Below are 14,668 nucleotides of genomic sequence, written 5' to 3' on the forward strand. Positions count from 1 at the left end.
CCGGCACGCCGCATGCTTTACGCTCCCCCACCCGAACACTTCCCGCGCCGGAGCACCGATGAAACTGCTGCCCACCCTGCTGACCGCCGCCGCGCTGCTGGCGGCCCCTGCCGTCCAGGCCCAGACCAAGTGGGACCTGCCCGCGGCCTACCCCGCCACCAACTTCCACAGCGAGAACCTGGTGCAGTTCGCGGCCGACGTCGAGCGCGCCACCGGCGGCAAGCTGAAGATCACGGTGCACGCCAACGCGGCGCTGTTCAAGGCGCCCGAGATCAAGCGCGCGGTGCAGGGCGGGCAGGCGCAGATCGGCGAGATCCTGCTGCCGGCGTACCAGAACGAGTGGCAGGTCTTCGGCGCCGACGGCGTGCCCTTCCTGGCCGACAGCTACGACGAGGCCGCCAAGCTCTGGCGCGCGCAGCGCCCGGTGCTCGACAAGAAGCTCGCCGAGCAGGGACTGATGGCGCTGTACGCGGTGGCCTGGCCGCCGCAGGGCATCTACACGAAGAAGCCGCTGGCCTCGGCGGCCGACCTGAAGGGCGTGAAGTGGCGCGCCTACAGCCCGGCCACCGCGCGCATCGCCGAGCTGGTCGGCGCGCAGCCGGTCACGGTGCAGGCGGCCGAGTTCGCGCAGGCGCTGGCCACCGGCGTCGTCGAGAGCACCATGACGTCCGGCGCCACCGGCGTCGACAGCAAGCTCTACGAGCACCTCAAGTACTACTACGACACGCAGGCCTGGCTGCCGAAGAACGCCGTCATCGTCAACAAGACCGCCTTCGCCGCGCTCGACAAGCCGACGCAGGACGCGGTGCTGAAGGCCGCGGCCGACGCCGAGGCCCGCGGCTGGGCCGCCAGCCGCAAGGTCAACGTCGACACGATCGAGAAGCTCAAGGCCAACGGCATGCAGGTGCTGGCGCCGCCGCCGGCGCTGAAGGCCGACCTGCAGCGCATCGGCGAGACGATGCTGAAGGAGTGGGTCGAGAAGGCCGGCCCCGAAGGCCGCCAGGTGATCGACGGCTTCCGCAAGTAGTCCGCGCGTGCGCCGCCTGCTCGACGCCTTGTACGACGGCGCCGCCGGGCTGGCGGCGCTGGCCATGGTGGGCCTGCTGGTGATGGTGCTGCTGTCGGTGGCGAGCCGGCAGCTGGGCATCCACCTGCCGGGGCTGGACGCCTACGCCGGCTACCTGATGGCCGCGGCCGGCTTCCTGGCGCTGGCGCACACGCTCAAGCGCGGCGAGCACATCCGCGTCACGCTGCTGCTGGGCGCCTTGCGCGGCCGGGCGCGGCGGGCGCTGGAACTCTGGGCGCTGGCCGCGGCCAGCGCACTGGCGCTGCTGTTCGCGGTGTATGCCTGCCGGCTGTCGTGGCAGTCGTACACCTTCCACGACATCTCCACCGGCAACGACGCCACGCCGCTGTGGATCCCGCAGCTGGCCATGGCCGCCGGCACGGTGATCCTGGCCATCGCCTTCGTCGACGAGCTGGTGCTCGAGCTGCGCGGCCTGCGCACCGGCCCCGCCGGTCCCGACAGCGGCGAGCTGCTGCGCAACGAGTGAACCCGTGTCCGACCTCGCCATCACCGCCCTGCTGATCGTCTCGCTGTTCCTCATCCTGGGCAGCGGCGTGTGGATCGGCCTCACGCTCAGCGGCGTGGCCTGGATCGGCATGCAGCTGTTCAGCAGCCGCCCGGCCGGCGACGCGATGGCCGTCACCATCTGGGGCAGCGCCAGCAGCTGGACGCTGACGGCGCTGCCGCTGTTCGTCTGGATGGGCGAGATCCTGTTCCGCACCCGGCTCAGCCAGGACATGTTCCGCGGCCTCGCGCCGTGGATGCAGGGGCTGCCGGGGCGGCTGCTGCACGTCAACGTGGTCGGCTGCGCGATCTTCGCCGCCGTCTCCGGCAGCAGCGCCGCCACCTGCGCCACCATCGGCAAGATGAGCCTGCCCGAGCTGAAGGCGCGCGGCTACCCCGACGGCATCAGCATCGGCAGCCTGGCCGGGGCCGGCACGCTGGGGCTGCTGATCCCGCCGTCGATCATCATGATCGTCTACGGCGTCAGCGCCGACGTGTCCATCTCGCAGCTGTTCATCGCCGGCGTGCTGCCCGGCGTGCTGCTGGCGCTGCTGTTCTCGGGCTACCTGATGGTGTGGGCGCTGCGCCACCCGCAGTTGGTGCCGCCGGCCGACCAGCGCCTCACGCTCGCGCAGAAGCTGCGCGAATCGCGCCACCTGATCCCGGTGCTGCTGCTGATTGCCGCGGTGCTGGGCAGCATCTATTCGGGCATCGCCACCGCCACCGAGGCCGCCGCGCTCGGCGTGGTGGGGGCGCTCGTCATCTCGGCGGCGCAAGGGTCGCTGACCTGGCAGACCTTCTGGAGCAGCCTGCTGGGCGGCACGCGGCTGTACTGCATGATCGCGCTGATCCTCGCCGGCGCCGCCTTCCTGACGCTGAGCATGGGCTACATCGGCCTGCCGCGGCACCTGGCCGAGTGGATCGCCACGCTGGGCCTGAGCCAGTTCGGGCTGCTGCTGGCGCTGATGCTGTTCTTCATCCTGCTCGGCTGCTTCCTCGACGGCATCAGCATGGTGGTGCTGACGATGGGCGTGATCCTGCCCACGGTGCAGAAGGCCGGCATCGACCCGCTGTGGTTCGGCATCTTCGTCGTGCTGGTGGTCGAGATGGCGCAGATCACGCCGCCCGTGGGCTTCAACCTGTTCGTGCTCCAGGGCATGACGCGGCGCGAGATCGGCTGGATCGCCAAGGTCACGCTGCCGTTCTTCTTCCTGATGATCGCGGCCGTGCTGCTGATCTACCTCTTTCCCCAGATCGTGACTTGGCTGCCGCAGCAGATGCGCTGAACAGCGGATCTGGCGCGCGAACACCCCGCTGTTCGCGGCTTGCGCGGCAGGCCGGCTGCCTACGATGCCGGTGCAGGCGTCCGCTGGGACGCCGCACACGTCGTTGCCGAGGGAAAGCCATGTCCGACCTGTCCGTTCCGCCGCTTGCTCTGGTTCCAGTGGACGGTGCCTCCGTACCCGACGCGGCGCAGCCGGCTGCGGGTGGACCGGTCGACGCCTTCGCCTGGCCGACGCCGCCGTTCGCCTGCTACCCGGCGCCGGCACGCGCCAGCCAGCCCGAGCCCTGCGAGGTGGAAGGCCTGAACGGCAAGACCATGGTCGGCCGGCTGATGCACTTCAACCCGGTCGAAGGCCTGGCCAAGCTGCGGCTGGCGGGCGCCCGCGCGACGATCTCGCTGCGCTTCGACCAGTTCCGGCGCCTGCGGCTGCTGCAGCCGTTGGCGACGCTGGCTGCCGACCCGTCGATGCCGCAGGCCGACGTGCTGGCGCAGCGGCCGGTGCTGCCGTTCGAGGTCTGCACGCGCGGCACGGCGCCGATCGAGGGCCTGACCATCGGCCAGCACGAGACCGACTACGGCCTCTTCGTCTTCGAGCCCGAGGACGACGCCGGCACCGTGCGCCGCAGCTTCTTCCCGCGCGAGAGCTTCGACAGCGCCCGCGTCGGCCAGCGCATCGGCGACACGCTGATCGAGGAGCACCTGGCCACGCCCGAGCAGGTGCAGGACGCGCTGGCCGAGCAGCAGCAGCTGCGCAACCAGAAGCTCGGCGACATGCTGGTGGTGCGCCACATCATCACGCCCGACGAGCTGGCCACCGCCATCGACGAGCAGGCCAAGATGCCGATGGTGCGCATCGGCGAGGCGCTCACCGCGCTGGGCTTCATCACCGACAGGCAGCTCGACGAGGCGCTGGCGCAGCAGAAGAACGACCGCAGCGTCGCTTTGGGCGAGCTGCTCGTGCGCAAGGGCGTGGTCTCGCGCCAGGACCTGCAGACCGCGCTGGCGCGCAAGATGGGCTATCCGCTCGTGGACGTGCTGCAGTTCCCGGTGGAGGCCCCCGCCGTGACCCGGCTGCCCTACGCCATCGCCGCGCGGCTGCCGGCGCTGCCGCTGATGCTGCACGGCGGGCGCCTGGTGGTGGCGCTGGAAGACCCGTCGCGCAGGCTGGCGGTGGACGAGATCGAGTTCGCCTCGCAGTGCAAGGTGGTGCCGGTGCTGGCACGCACCGGGCTGCTGCAGGGCGCCATCGACGCCGCCTACGAGAAGCTGGGCGCCATCGACTACGCGATGCGCCAGGCCAGCGAGGCCGCCGCCGCGCTCGACTTCGAGCCCGAGGACGCCGGCAAGCTGCTGGCCACGCTGGAGCAGCAGCACAGCAGCGACGCCGCCAAGGCCGACGACGAGGACGACCGCGTCATCGAGCAGAGCGACAACTCGCTCGTGCGCCTGATCAACACCATGATCCAGGAAGCGCACGCGCAGAAGGTCAGCGACATCCACATCGAGACCCAGCCCGGGCGCGAGAAGGTGCGCGTGCGCTTCCGCAAGGACGGCCAGCTGCGACCGTACATGGAGCTGCCGCACACCTACCGGGCGGCGCTGATCGCGCGGCTGAAGATCATGTGCGACCTCGACATCTCCGAGCGCCGCAAGCCCCAGGACGGCAAGATCAACTTCGCGCGCTTCGTGCCCAGCATCAAGCTCGAGCTGCGCGTGGCCACCATCCCCACGCACAGCAACCTGGAGGACGCGGTGCTGCGGCTGCTGGCGTCGTCCAAGCCGCTGCCGCTGGACAAGCTGAACCTGAATCCGCACAACCTGGCGGCGCTGAAGGCCGCGGTGAGCCGGCCCTACGGCATGTTCCTCTGCGTCGGCCCCACGGGCTCGGGCAAGACGACGACGCTGCACTCGGCGCTGGGCCACATCAACACGCCCGACCGCAAGATCTGGACGGCCGAGGACCCGATCGAGATCACCCAGCCCGGCCTGCGCCAGGTGCAGGTGAACCCGAAGATCGACTGGACCTTCGCGAAGGCGCTGCGCGCCTTCCTGCGTGCCGACCCCGACGTGGTGATGGTGGGCGAGATCCGCGACGCCGAGACGGCGCAGACCGCCATCGAGGCCTCGCTCACGGGCCACCTGGTGCTGAGCACGCTGCACACCAACAGCGCGCCCGAGACCGTGACGCGGCTGCTCGACATGGGCATGGACCCGTTCAACTTCGCCGACTCGCTGCTGGCCGTGCTGGCGCAGCGCCTGGTGCGCAGGCTGTGCACCGACTGCCGCGCGCCCTACGAGGCCAGCCAGGAGCAGGTCGACGAACTGCTGCGCGACAACCGCCACGCGATGAACAGCGCACCCGGCGTGCCCGACGACGCCGAGGTGCTGTCGGACTGGCTGCGCCGCTTCGGCGGCAGCACCGGCCGCTTCACGCTGTACAAGCCCGTGGGCTGCGCCAAGTGCGACAAGACCGGTTTCCGCGGCCGCGCCGGCATCCACGAGCTGCTGACCGTGAGCCGCGAGGTGCGCGCGTTGATCCAGAGCGGCGCCCGCGCCGAGGAGCTGCAGCGCCAGGGCCTGAGCCAGGGCATGCGCACGCTGCGCCAGGACGGCATCGAGAAGGTGCTGGCCGGCGTGACGACGCTCGACGAGGTGCGCGCGGTCTCGAACTGACGCCGCCCCGCAGCGCCTGCGATCCGCTATCGTGCGCGGCCACCATGGCCGCGCAGCACGTCCACCTGCAGCTCCAGTTCGCCGACGCACCCCAGGCCGACGGCGCGCTCGACCACCCGCTGCTGGCGATGCTGGCCGCCGTGCAGGCGGCCGGCTCGATCCAGCGCGCCGCCGCGGCGCTGGGGGTGTCGTACCGCCACCTGTGGGGCGCGCTCAAGCGCTGGGAAGGCCAGCTCGGCCAGCCGCTGGTGCTGTGGACGCAGGGCCACCCCGCCAGGCTGACGCCGGCCGCCCTGCGGCTGCTGACCGGCACGCGCCTCGCGTGTGCGCGCCAGGCCGCGCAGATCGACGCGCTGCGCGCCGCGATGGACCAGGCCCTGGCCGCTGCGCAGGGCACGGCACCGCCCGCGCTGGCCGTCGTGGCCAGCCCCGAACCCGTGCTGGCACTGCTGCGCCGCCGCCTGCAGGCGGCCGGCCTGCTGCACCTGCAGTTGCAGGCCGACACGAGCTGGGGCGCGCTGCGGGCGCTGGCCGAGGGCCGCTGCGCGGTGGCCGCCGTGCACCGCCCGCCGCCGGGCACGCCCTTCGACGCGGGCCTGGCCGCGCTGCTGGCCGGCGGCGCGCACCGGGTGCTGCTGCACGTGCAGCGCCGCCAGGGGCTGATGCTGGCGCCGGGCAACCCGCTGCTGCTGGAGGTGCCCCCGGCGCTGGCGCGACCCGGCGTGCGGGTGGTCGGCCGCCCCGCGGGCTCGGGCACCCGCGCGCTGCTGGAGCAGTGGCTGGCCGGCACCGCGCTGGCGCTGGTGGGCGAAGAACCCAGCCACGACGCCGCGGCGGCCGCGGTGGCCTGCGGCCTGGGCGACGCCGCTGCCGGCACCGAAGCCGCGGCGCTGGCCGCCGGCCTGCACTTCGTGCCGGTGCAGCACGACGACTGGCTGCTGCTGACCGCCAGCGCCGCGCTGCAGCAACCGGCAGTGCAGACCCTGCAGCAACAGTTGCAGGCGCCGGCCTGGCACGCGGCCGTGGCCACGCTGCCCGGGCACCGGGTTGTTCCAGATTGAGACGCCTGGGGCGGCGCTGGCGGGGGCCTGCGGCTACAGCCCGCTGCCGCTGACCCGCACGGCCAGCGTCAGCGCGCGCGGCGCCGCGGCCTCGAAGTAGCGGCCGTTGGCGTCGTTGACGATCACGCTGCCGGCCGCGCGGCGGCCGGCCACGTTGTCCAGCCGCACCAGCGTCTCCAGCCGCGTGCCGCCACCGGTGTCGCGGCCCCAGCTCCAGCGCAGGGCCGTCAGCGCGTGGCCGGCGGCGAAGTCGCTGTTGGCGTCGTTCACCGGCGTGCGGCCGACGCCGCGCACTTCGACCCCGAACTCGCCCACCACCGCGCTGCGCCAGGCCAGTTCGGCGAAGACGCTGCCGCGCTGCGCGCCGGCCACCCGGTTGCCGGCCGGCACCGGCGCCGTGGGCGCGGTGCAGGGGATGCCGGCGCAGGTGAGGAAGCCGTCGGCGTAGACGGCGTCCAGCCAGGTCAGCGCGCCGCGCGTGCGCCAGCCGCCGCCGGGCGCCCAGCCGCCGGCCAGCTCGACGCCGCGCCGCTGCGTGCGGCCGACGTTCTGGAAGGCCGAGCGCCCGCCGGCGTTGGTGGCCACACCGATCTCGTCGTCCACGTCGGCCTGGAACAGCGTCAATTCCGCGTCGGCCTGCGCACTGCGCCACTTGCCGCCCACCTCGGCCTGGCGGCTGACCTGCGGCGCCAGCGCGGTGTTGAAGCCGCCGCTGCCGTCGGCACGGTAGGCCATCTCGCCCAGCGTCGGCGACTCGAAGCCGCGCGCCACGCTGGTGAACAGCTGCCAGCCCGGCGCCACCTGCCAGCGCAGGCCCAGCACCGGGTTGTCGTACCGGAATGCAACACTGCCCGAATCGTCGCCGTTGGCCAGGAAGGCGTCCTGCGCGGCCAGCGTCACGCGGCCGCTGCGCACGCCGGCGCTGAGCGCGAGCCCGGCGCCGAGCCGGAACTCGCCCTGCGCGTAGACGTCGGTGCTGCGCGCGGTGTTGGTCTCGTCGCGGCGCAGCGTGCCGGTCACGCCCAGCACCTGGCTGTCGCCGGTGCCGGTGAAGTTCTCGTAGCCGCGGCGTGCGTCGGTCTGGCGGTCGTGCGCGGCACCGATCTGCAGGTCCACGTGCTGCCACGACAGCCGCGCACGCAGGTCGGCGCCGCTGAAGTCGCGATCGAAGTCGATCACGCCGCCGCCGTGGCGCACGTTGGACTGCGTGGCCGCCGGGATGGCCAGCCACTGCGTCACGTTGCGGCGGCCGCTGTAGGCGGCGAGCTGCACGTCGCGCAGCGCGCCGTCGGCGAAGCGGTGCGTCCAGCTGGCGCCCAGCTGCTGCTGCGACGAGTCCTTGCGCGTGCCGAACGTGGTGGCCTGCGGCGCGGTCTGGTAGGGGTCGGCGTCGAACTGCGCGCGGCTCAGGCCCAGCGGGTCCTTCGCGGGCTGGCGGAAGGCGCTGGCCTGCACGGTGACGGTGTCCGCGGTTCCCTGCCAGCCCAGGCGCGCGCTGGCCAGGTCGCGCCGCGCCGCGCTGTGCGGGCGGAAGCCCTGGATCGCCATCGCCGAACCCGAGGCCCGCAGGCTGAAGCCGCCGCCCAGCGGCGCCGCCACGGTGCCGCGCAGCTGCTGGAAGCCGAAGGCGCCGAGGTCCATCTCGCCTTCCACCGCGAAGCGCCGCACCGGTGCGCTCACCAGCGAGATCACGCCGCCCGAGCTGTTGCCGTACAGCACCGAGAACGGCCCGCGCAGCACCTCCACGCGCTCGGCGCCGGCCAGGTCGAACTGTGCCACCTGCCCCTGCCCGTCGGGGCCGCTGGCCGGGATGCCATCGGCCAGCAAGCGGATGCCGCGCACGCCGAAGCCGGCGCGCGCACCGAAGCCGCGCGAGCTGATCTGCAGGTCCTGTGCGTAGTTGCTGCGGTTGGAGACCACCAGGCCCGGCACGCGGGCAAGCGCCTCGCTCAGGTTGACCTGCGCGCCGGCGCTGCGCAGCGCGTCGCGGCCGACCACGGTGATCGCGTAGGGCGCTTCGTCGACCACCCGCTCGACGATGGAGCCGGTGATCAGGATGCGTTCGGCCGGTGGCTCCTGCGCCGGGGCCGCAGCGGGCGCCAGCAGGCAGACCGACGCCGCCGAGGCAGCGGCGAGCGGATGGTAGGCAAGGCGGCGGAACACGGAGGCAGGCATGCGCACGGGCGGTGTCAAGGTGTGGGCAACGGCCCGCATCAGACCCGCAGCCCCGCGGCGCGCCAACCCAGGGCGAACCCGCGGCCGTGGGCGAACGGCGACAACCTATGCACGTTCATTCCTAAGTGTTTCTGGCATCGCGCCAAACGCGAAGGCGCTGCCTAGGATCGTCGTGTCCCAAGTTCCCAGGCCCGCGGCAGGTGGCTGCCGGCCTCACCCCACAGCAGGAGACTCCATGCCCAGCATCACCCTGAAGGTCAACGGCAGCGAGGTGTCGCGCGACGTCGCACCGCAGACGCTGTTGTCGGAATTCATCCGCGAACACCTGCGCCTGACCGGCACCCACGTGGGCTGCGACACCAGCCAGTGCGGCGCCTGCACCGTGCACCTGAACGGCCGCGCCGTGAAGAGCTGCGCCATGCTGGCCACGCAGGCCGCCGGCCAGAGCGTGACCACGATCGAAGGCGTCGCCGCCGCCGACGGCACGCTGCACCCGATGCAGGAGGCCTTCAACGCCTGCCACGGCCTGCAGTGCGGCTTCTGCACCCCGGGCATGGTGATGAGCGCCATCGACCTGGTGCAGCACCACGACTGCAGCACCGAGGCCAAGATCCGCGAGGGCCTGGAAGGCAACATGTGCCGCTGCACGGGCTACCAGAACATCGTCAAGGCCGTGGTGCAAGCCGCCCCGGCCACCAAGGCCATGGCCTGAACGGAGCAAGCAGCATGAACGCACGTCAAGCATTCATCGGCCAGAGCGTGGTCCGCCGCGAGGACGGCCGCTTCCTCACCGGCCGCGGCCAGTACACCGACGACATCAGCCTGCAGGGCCAGACCTACGCCTACTTCCTGCGCAGCCCGCACGCGCACGCCACCATCGACCGCCTGGACACCAGCGCCGCCGCGAAGGCGCCGGGCGTGCTGGGCATCTTCACCGGCGAGCACTTCAAGGCCGTCGGCGGCCTGCCCTGCGGCTGGCTGATCAACAACATCGACGGCACGCCGATGAAGGAGCCCAAGCACCCGGTGCTGGCCGACGGCAAGGTGCGCTACGTCGGTGACCGCGTCGCGATGGTGGTGGCCGAGACGCTGGAGCAGGCCAAGGCCGCGGCGCAGCTGATCGAGGTCGACTACACCGTGCTGCAGCCGGTGATCGACCTCGCCAAGGCCAACACCATCGGCTCCTCGGTGCACGCCGAGGCCCCGGACAACCGCTGCTACGAGTGGCGCATCGGCGACAAGGACGGCACCGACGAGGCCTTCAAGACCGCGGCCCACGTCACGACGCTGACCTTCCGCAACAACCGCCTGGTGCCCAACGCGATGGAGCCGCGCGCGGCCAACGCGCAGTGGAACCCGAGCAGCGACGAGTACACGCTGTACGTGGCGAACCAGAACCCGCACGTCGAGCGGCTGCTGATGTGCGCCTTCGTGCTGGGCATCCCCGAGCACAAGATGCGCGTCGTCGCCCCCGACGTCGGCGGCGGCTTCGGCAGCAAGATCTTCCTGTACGGCGAGGAGACGGCGCTGGTGTTCGCCAGCAAGCACATCAAGCGCCCGATCAAGTGGACCGCCGAGCGCTCGGAGGCCTTCCTGTCCGACGCCCACGGCCGCGACCACCTCACCACCGCCGAGCTGGCGCTGGACAAGGACGGCATCTTCACCGGCTTCCGCATCCACACCACGGCCAACCTGGGCGCCTACCTGAGCACCTTCGCCAGCGCCGTGCCGACCATCCTGTACGCCACGCTGCTGGCCGGCCAGTACAGGACGCCGAAGATCTGCTGCACCGTGAACGCCGTGTTCACCAACACCGCGCCGGTGGACGCCTACCGCGGAGCCGGCCGCCCCGAGGCCACGTACACGGTCGAGCGCATCGTCGAGACCGCCGCGCGCGAACTGGGCATCGACCCGGCCGAGCTGCGCCGGCGCAACTTCATCACCACGTTCCCGTACGCCACGCCGGTGGGCCTGACTTACGACACCGGCGACTACGACGCCACGATGCGCCGCGCCGAGGAGCTGGCCGACGTGAAGGGCTTCGCCGCGCGCCGTGCGGCCTCGGAAGCCCAAGGCCTCAAGCGCGGCCTGGGCTACAGCGCCTACATCGAAGCCTGCGGCATCGCGCCCAGCAGCGTCGCGGGCGCCCTGGGCGCGCGCGCCGGCCTGTTCGAGGCCGGCGAGGTGCGCGTGCACCCCACCGGCAAGGTGACGATCTTCACCGGCAGCCACAGCCACGGCCAGGGCCACGAGACCACGTTCGCGCAGGTCGTGGCCGACAAGCTGGGCATCCCGCTGGAGGACATCACCATCGAGCACGGCGACACCGCCAAGGTGCTGTTCGGCATGGGCACCTACGGCAGCCGCTCGCTGGCCGTGGGCGGCACCGCCATCGTGAAGGCGCTGGACAAGGTCATCGCCAAGGGCAAGAAGATCGCCGCCCACCTGATGGAGGCCAGCGACGCCGACGTGGTGTTCGAGAACGGCAACTTCAGCGTCGCCGGCACCGACAAGAGCGTGCCCTTCGCCAGCGTCTCGCTCACCGCCTACGTGCCGCACAACTTCCCGCACGACAAGCTGGAGCCGGGGCTGAACGAAAACGCCTTCTACGACCCCAGCAACTTCACCTACCCCGCCGGCAGCTACATCTGCGAGGTGGAGGTGGACCCCGCCACCGGCGTGGTGCGCATCGACCGCTTCACCGCGGTCGACGACTTCGGCAACATCATCAACCCCATGATCGTCGAGGGCCAGGTGCACGGCGGCCTGGCGCAGGGCATCGGGCAGGCGCTGCTGGAGAACTGCGTCTACGACGAGGACAGCGGCCAGCTGCTCACCGGCAGCTACATGGACTACGCGATGCCGCGCGCCGACGACATTCCGCACCTGGTGGTGGAAACGGCCAAGGGCACGCCCTGCACGCACAACCCGCTGGGCGTGAAGGGCTGCGGCGAAGCCGGGGCCATCGGCAGCCCGCCGGCGGTCATCAACGCCGTCTGCCACGCGCTGGGCATCAAGGACATGCCGATGCCCGCCAGCCCGCACAATGTGTGGAAAGCCATCCAAGCCGCGCGCTGACCAGGAGCACACCAACATGCAAGCATTCGCCTACTCCAACCCCGCCTCGGTGGCCGAGGCCGTGAAGGCCGCCGCGCACGAGGACGTCAAGGTCCTCGGCGGCGGCCAGAGCCTGCTGCCGTCGATGAAGCTGGGCCTGAACGCGCCGGCCGCGCTGGTCGACGTCTCGGGCATCGCCGAGCTGCAGGGCATCACGGTCGCCGGCGGCCAGGTCACGATCGGCGGCGCCACCACGCACGCCGCGGTGGCGGCCTCGGCCGCGGTGCAGCAGGCCATCCCGGCGCTGGCCGAGCTGGCCGGCAAGATCGGCGACCGCCAGGTGCGCAACCGCGGCACCATCGGCGGCAGCCTGGCCAACAACGACCCCGCGGCCTGCTACCCGGCCGCCGTGCTGGGCCTGGGCGCGACGGTGAAGACCAACAAGCGCGCGATCGCCGCCGACGACTTCTTCCAGGGCATCTACACCACGGCACTGGAAGACGGCGAGATCATCACCGCGGTCAGCTTCCCCATCCCCGAGAAGGCGGGCTGGCAGAAGTTCAAGCAGCCGGCCAGCCGCTTCTCCATCGTCGGCGTGTTCGTCAGCAAGGGCCCGGCCGGCGTGCGCGTGGCCGTCACCGGCGCCGGCGCCAACGGCGTGTTCCGCGCCACGGCGCTGGAAGCCAAGCTGGCCGCGAACTGGTCGGCGGCCGCGCTGGCCGGGGCCACGGTCGACGCAGCCGACCTGAACAGCGACCTGCACGGCTCGGCGGCCTACCGCGCCGCGCTGATCCCGGTGCTGGCCGGGCGCGCGGTGGGCTGAAGGCCCTCAGCCGCCCAGCACCTGCCGGGCCACGGCCGTGTACAGCGGAATGCCCAGCAGGATGTTGAACGGGAACGTCATCCCCAGCGACAGGCCGAAATACAGCGTCGGCCGCGCCTCGGGGATGGCCTCGCGCAGCACCGCGGGCACGGCGATGTAGCTGGCGCTGGCCGCCAGCACCATCAGCAGCGCGGCGTCACCGGCTTGCAGCCCCACCAGCACCGCCAGGCCCAGCGCCAGGCTGGCGTGCAGCAGCGGCCCGAGCACCGCGTAGCCCAGCAGCGAGGCGGGCAGCCCGCGCAGCGCCGGCGCGTTGCGGGCGGCGAGCAGGCCCATGTCGAGCAGGAAGAACGCCAGCATGCCCTTGAACAGTTCGCCCGTGAACGGCTGCATCGCACGCTCGCCGCTCTCGCCGGTGAGCAGGCCCACCACCATCGCGCCGATCAGCAGCAGCTGCGCGCCGTCGGTCAGCGCCTCGTGCAGCACCTGGCGCAGGCCGGTGTGCTGAGCCGCCCCGCCTCCTCCGACGGCCGCGGCCGCCGTGCCCTGGCGGCGCCGCACCAGCGTGGCCAGCAGCACGGCCATCACGATGGCCGGCGACTCCATCAGCGCCATCGCCGCGGCCATGTGGCCGCCGAAGGCCACGCCCTGCTGCGACAGGTGCTGCGTCGCGGTGATGAAGGTCACCGCGCTGACCGAGCCGTAGGTCGCGGCCAGCGCCGCGGCGTCGAAGCCGTTGAGCCGCCGCTTCAGCCAGAACCAGCCCAGCGTGGGCACCACCACCGCCAGCAGCATGGCGCAGCCCAGGCCCAGCGCCACCTCGGCCGTGAGCCCCGACTTCGCCAGCGCGAAGCCGCCCTTCAGGCCCAGCGCCATCAGCAGGTACAGCGACAGGAAGCGCGAGATCGCCGGCGGGATCTCGAGGTTGGAGCGCACGGCGCCGGCCAGCAGGCCGAACACGAAGAACAGGATCGCGGGATCGAGGAAGCTCTGCATGGGGCGCGATGCTGCCTGTCGGCCGGCATCCGCGAAAATGATGTTTTCGGATGCTTTCGATCGGATCCTTCGATGCAAGAAGACCCGCCGCCCGGGCTGGACCGGGCGCCGCGCGCGAGCCTGGTGCAGCTGCGCAGCTTCGAGGCCGTCGTGCGGCTGGGTGCGGTGGGCCGCGCCGCGCAGGCGCTGAACCTGGCGCAGCCCACCGTCAGCACGCAGCTCAAGGAGCTCGCCGCGGCCACCGGGCAGCAGCTGCTGCAGGCGCAGGGCCGCGGCCTGGTGCCCACGGCCGTGGGCGAGCGCCTGGCCGAGACCGCGCGCGCGATGTTCGCCGCCTGGCAGCGCTTCGAGGACGACGCGGCCGCTTTGCAGGGCCTGCGCAGCGGCCGGCTGCGCCTGGCGGCCGTCACCACCACCGAGTACTTCCTGCCCGACCTGCTGGGCCCGTTCGCGCGGGCGCACCCCGGCATCCGCATCGAGCTGGCGGTGGAGAACCGCGACGCCGTGGTGGCGCAGCTGGCCGCGGGCAGCGTGGAACTGGCGGCGATGATGATGCCGCCGCCGCACCTGCCGCTGCAGCGCTGGCCGTTCCTGGAGAACCCGCTGGTGGTGGTCGCCGCCGCGGGCCACCCGCTGGCCGGGCGGCGCCGGCTGACGCTGGCGCAGGTCAGCGCCGAGCCGCTGCTCGCGCGCGAGAGCGGCTCGGGCACGCGGCTGGCGCTGGAGAACCTGCTGGCCGAGCGCAGCGTCACCTGGGCGCCGCGCATGGCGCTGGGCAGCAACGAGGCGCTGAAGCACGCGGTGCGCGCCGGCCTCGGGCTGGCCGTGCTGTCGCGCCACACGCTGGCGGCCGAGCCCGCCACCGAAGGCCTGACGGTGCTGCCGGTGGCCGGCTTCCCGATCCGCCGCATGTGGCACCTGGTGTGGCGGCACGACCGCCAGCTCTCGCTGCCCGCACGCACCTTTCTCGCCGAACTGCGCAGCACGCTGGGCGTGCGCCGCAAGCCCCGCCTCTGAACCCGCACCAC

General features: G+C 72.3%; 11 protein-coding genes. 9 read left to right on the forward strand and 2 right to left on the reverse strand.

Annotation, left to right across the window (positions count from 1 at the left end; genetic code table 11):
- Positions 1–58 precede the first annotated feature (58 nt).
- The 5 genes from ACPOLB_RS10785 (at position 59) to ACPOLB_RS10805 (ending at position 6,589) form a co-directional block, all read left to right on the forward strand.
- Positions 59–1,027: a TRAP transporter substrate-binding protein gene (locus ACPOLB_RS10785; protein WP_425261365.1), complete on the forward strand. Its 969-nt coding sequence runs from the start codon at positions 59–61 to the stop codon at positions 1,025–1,027.
- A 7-nt stretch (positions 1,028–1,034) separates the two neighbouring features.
- A complete protein-coding gene (locus ACPOLB_RS10790; protein ID WP_425261366.1) occupies positions 1,035–1,553 on the forward strand; it encodes a TRAP transporter small permease in 519 nt (172 codons plus the stop codon).
- A 4-nt stretch (positions 1,554–1,557) separates the two neighbouring features.
- The gene (locus ACPOLB_RS10795; RefSeq protein WP_425261367.1) at positions 1,558–2,856 is read left to right on the forward strand and encodes a TRAP transporter large permease; all 1,299 of its coding nucleotides are present in this window, start codon (positions 1,558–1,560) and stop codon (positions 2,854–2,856) included.
- A 119-nt stretch (positions 2,857–2,975) separates the two neighbouring features.
- Positions 2,976–5,528 (forward strand): ATPase, T2SS/T4P/T4SS family, encoded by a 2,553-nt coding sequence (locus tag ACPOLB_RS10800; protein WP_425261368.1) that lies wholly within the window; start codon positions 2,976–2,978, stop codon positions 5,526–5,528.
- A gap of 44 nt (positions 5,529–5,572) precedes the next feature.
- The gene (locus tag ACPOLB_RS10805; protein WP_425261369.1) at positions 5,573–6,589 is read left to right on the forward strand and encodes a substrate-binding domain-containing protein; all 1,017 of its coding nucleotides are present in this window, start codon (positions 5,573–5,575) and stop codon (positions 6,587–6,589) included.
- A gap of 33 nt (positions 6,590–6,622) precedes the next feature.
- On the opposite strand, the gene ACPOLB_RS10810 is transcribed toward ACPOLB_RS10805, so the two are convergent.
- Entirely contained in the window at positions 6,623–8,764 is a 2,142-nt protein-coding gene (locus tag ACPOLB_RS10810; RefSeq protein ID WP_425261906.1) for a TonB-dependent receptor family protein, read from the reverse strand.
- A 235-nt stretch (positions 8,765–8,999) separates the two neighbouring features.
- On the opposite strand from ACPOLB_RS10810, the gene ACPOLB_RS10815 reads away from it, so the two are divergent.
- From ACPOLB_RS10815 to ACPOLB_RS10825, 3 genes are read left to right on the forward strand one after another with little or no spacing between them, the layout of a single operon-like run.
- Complete coding sequence (locus ACPOLB_RS10815) at positions 9,000–9,476, forward strand: (2Fe-2S)-binding protein (protein ID WP_425261370.1); 477 nt, start codon at positions 9,000–9,002, stop codon at positions 9,474–9,476.
- Positions 9,477–9,490: 14 nt separating this feature from the next.
- A complete protein-coding gene (locus ACPOLB_RS10820) occupies positions 9,491–11,842 on the forward strand; it encodes a xanthine dehydrogenase family protein molybdopterin-binding subunit (protein WP_425261371.1) in 2,352 nt (783 codons plus the stop codon).
- A 16-nt stretch (positions 11,843–11,858) separates the two neighbouring features.
- A complete protein-coding gene (locus tag ACPOLB_RS10825; protein ID WP_425261372.1) occupies positions 11,859–12,644 on the forward strand; it encodes an FAD binding domain-containing protein in 786 nt (261 codons plus the stop codon).
- 6 nt (positions 12,645–12,650) lie between these two features.
- Here the strand turns inward: ACPOLB_RS10825 and ACPOLB_RS10830 are convergent, their stop codons facing one another.
- The gene (locus ACPOLB_RS10830; RefSeq protein WP_425261373.1) at positions 12,651–13,640 is read right to left on the reverse strand and encodes a sodium-dependent bicarbonate transport family permease; all 990 of its coding nucleotides are present in this window, start codon (positions 13,638–13,640) and stop codon (positions 12,651–12,653) included.
- Between the two features lie 72 nt (positions 13,641–13,712).
- Here ACPOLB_RS10830 and ACPOLB_RS10835 point away from each other — a divergent pair, with 72 nt between their 5' ends.
- Positions 13,713–14,657 (forward strand): LysR family transcriptional regulator, encoded by a 945-nt coding sequence (locus ACPOLB_RS10835; RefSeq protein ID WP_425261374.1) that lies wholly within the window; start codon positions 13,713–13,715, stop codon positions 14,655–14,657.
- Positions 14,658–14,668 lie beyond the last annotated feature (11 nt).

The sequence above is a fragment of the Rubrivivax soli genome (assembly GCF_049810355.1).
Taxonomy (GTDB): domain Bacteria; phylum Pseudomonadota; class Gammaproteobacteria; order Burkholderiales; family Burkholderiaceae_C; genus Rubrivivax.

What these genes read in the sequence shown, in the direction of transcription:
- ACPOLB_RS10800 (WP_425261368.1), top strand. Translation starts at nt 2,976, where the DNA reads ATGTCCGACCTGTCCGTTCCGCCGCTTGCTCTGGTTCCAGTGGACGGT.
- ACPOLB_RS10825 (WP_425261372.1), top strand. Translation starts at nt 11,859, where the DNA reads ATGCAAGCATTCGCCTACTCCAACCCCGCCTCGGTGGCCGAGGCCGTG.
- ACPOLB_RS10835 (WP_425261374.1), top strand. Translation starts at nt 13,713, where the DNA reads ATGCAAGAAGACCCGCCGCCCGGGCTGGACCGGGCGCCGCGCGCGAGC.
- ACPOLB_RS10830 (WP_425261373.1), bottom strand. Translation starts at nt 13,640, where the DNA reads ATGCAGAGCTTCCTCGATCCCGCGATCCTGTTCTTCGTGTTCGGCCTG.
- ACPOLB_RS10785 (WP_425261365.1), top strand. Translation starts at nt 59, where the DNA reads ATGAAACTGCTGCCCACCCTGCTGACCGCCGCCGCGCTGCTGGCGGCC.
- ACPOLB_RS10820 (WP_425261371.1), top strand. Translation starts at nt 9,491, where the DNA reads ATGAACGCACGTCAAGCATTCATCGGCCAGAGCGTGGTCCGCCGCGAG.
- ACPOLB_RS10810 (WP_425261906.1), bottom strand. Translation starts at nt 8,764, where the DNA reads ATGCCTGCCTCCGTGTTCCGCCGCCTTGCCTACCATCCGCTCGCCGCT.
- ACPOLB_RS10805 (WP_425261369.1), top strand. Translation starts at nt 5,573, where the DNA reads ATGGCCGCGCAGCACGTCCACCTGCAGCTCCAGTTCGCCGACGCACCC.
- ACPOLB_RS10815 (WP_425261370.1), top strand. Translation starts at nt 9,000, where the DNA reads ATGCCCAGCATCACCCTGAAGGTCAACGGCAGCGAGGTGTCGCGCGAC.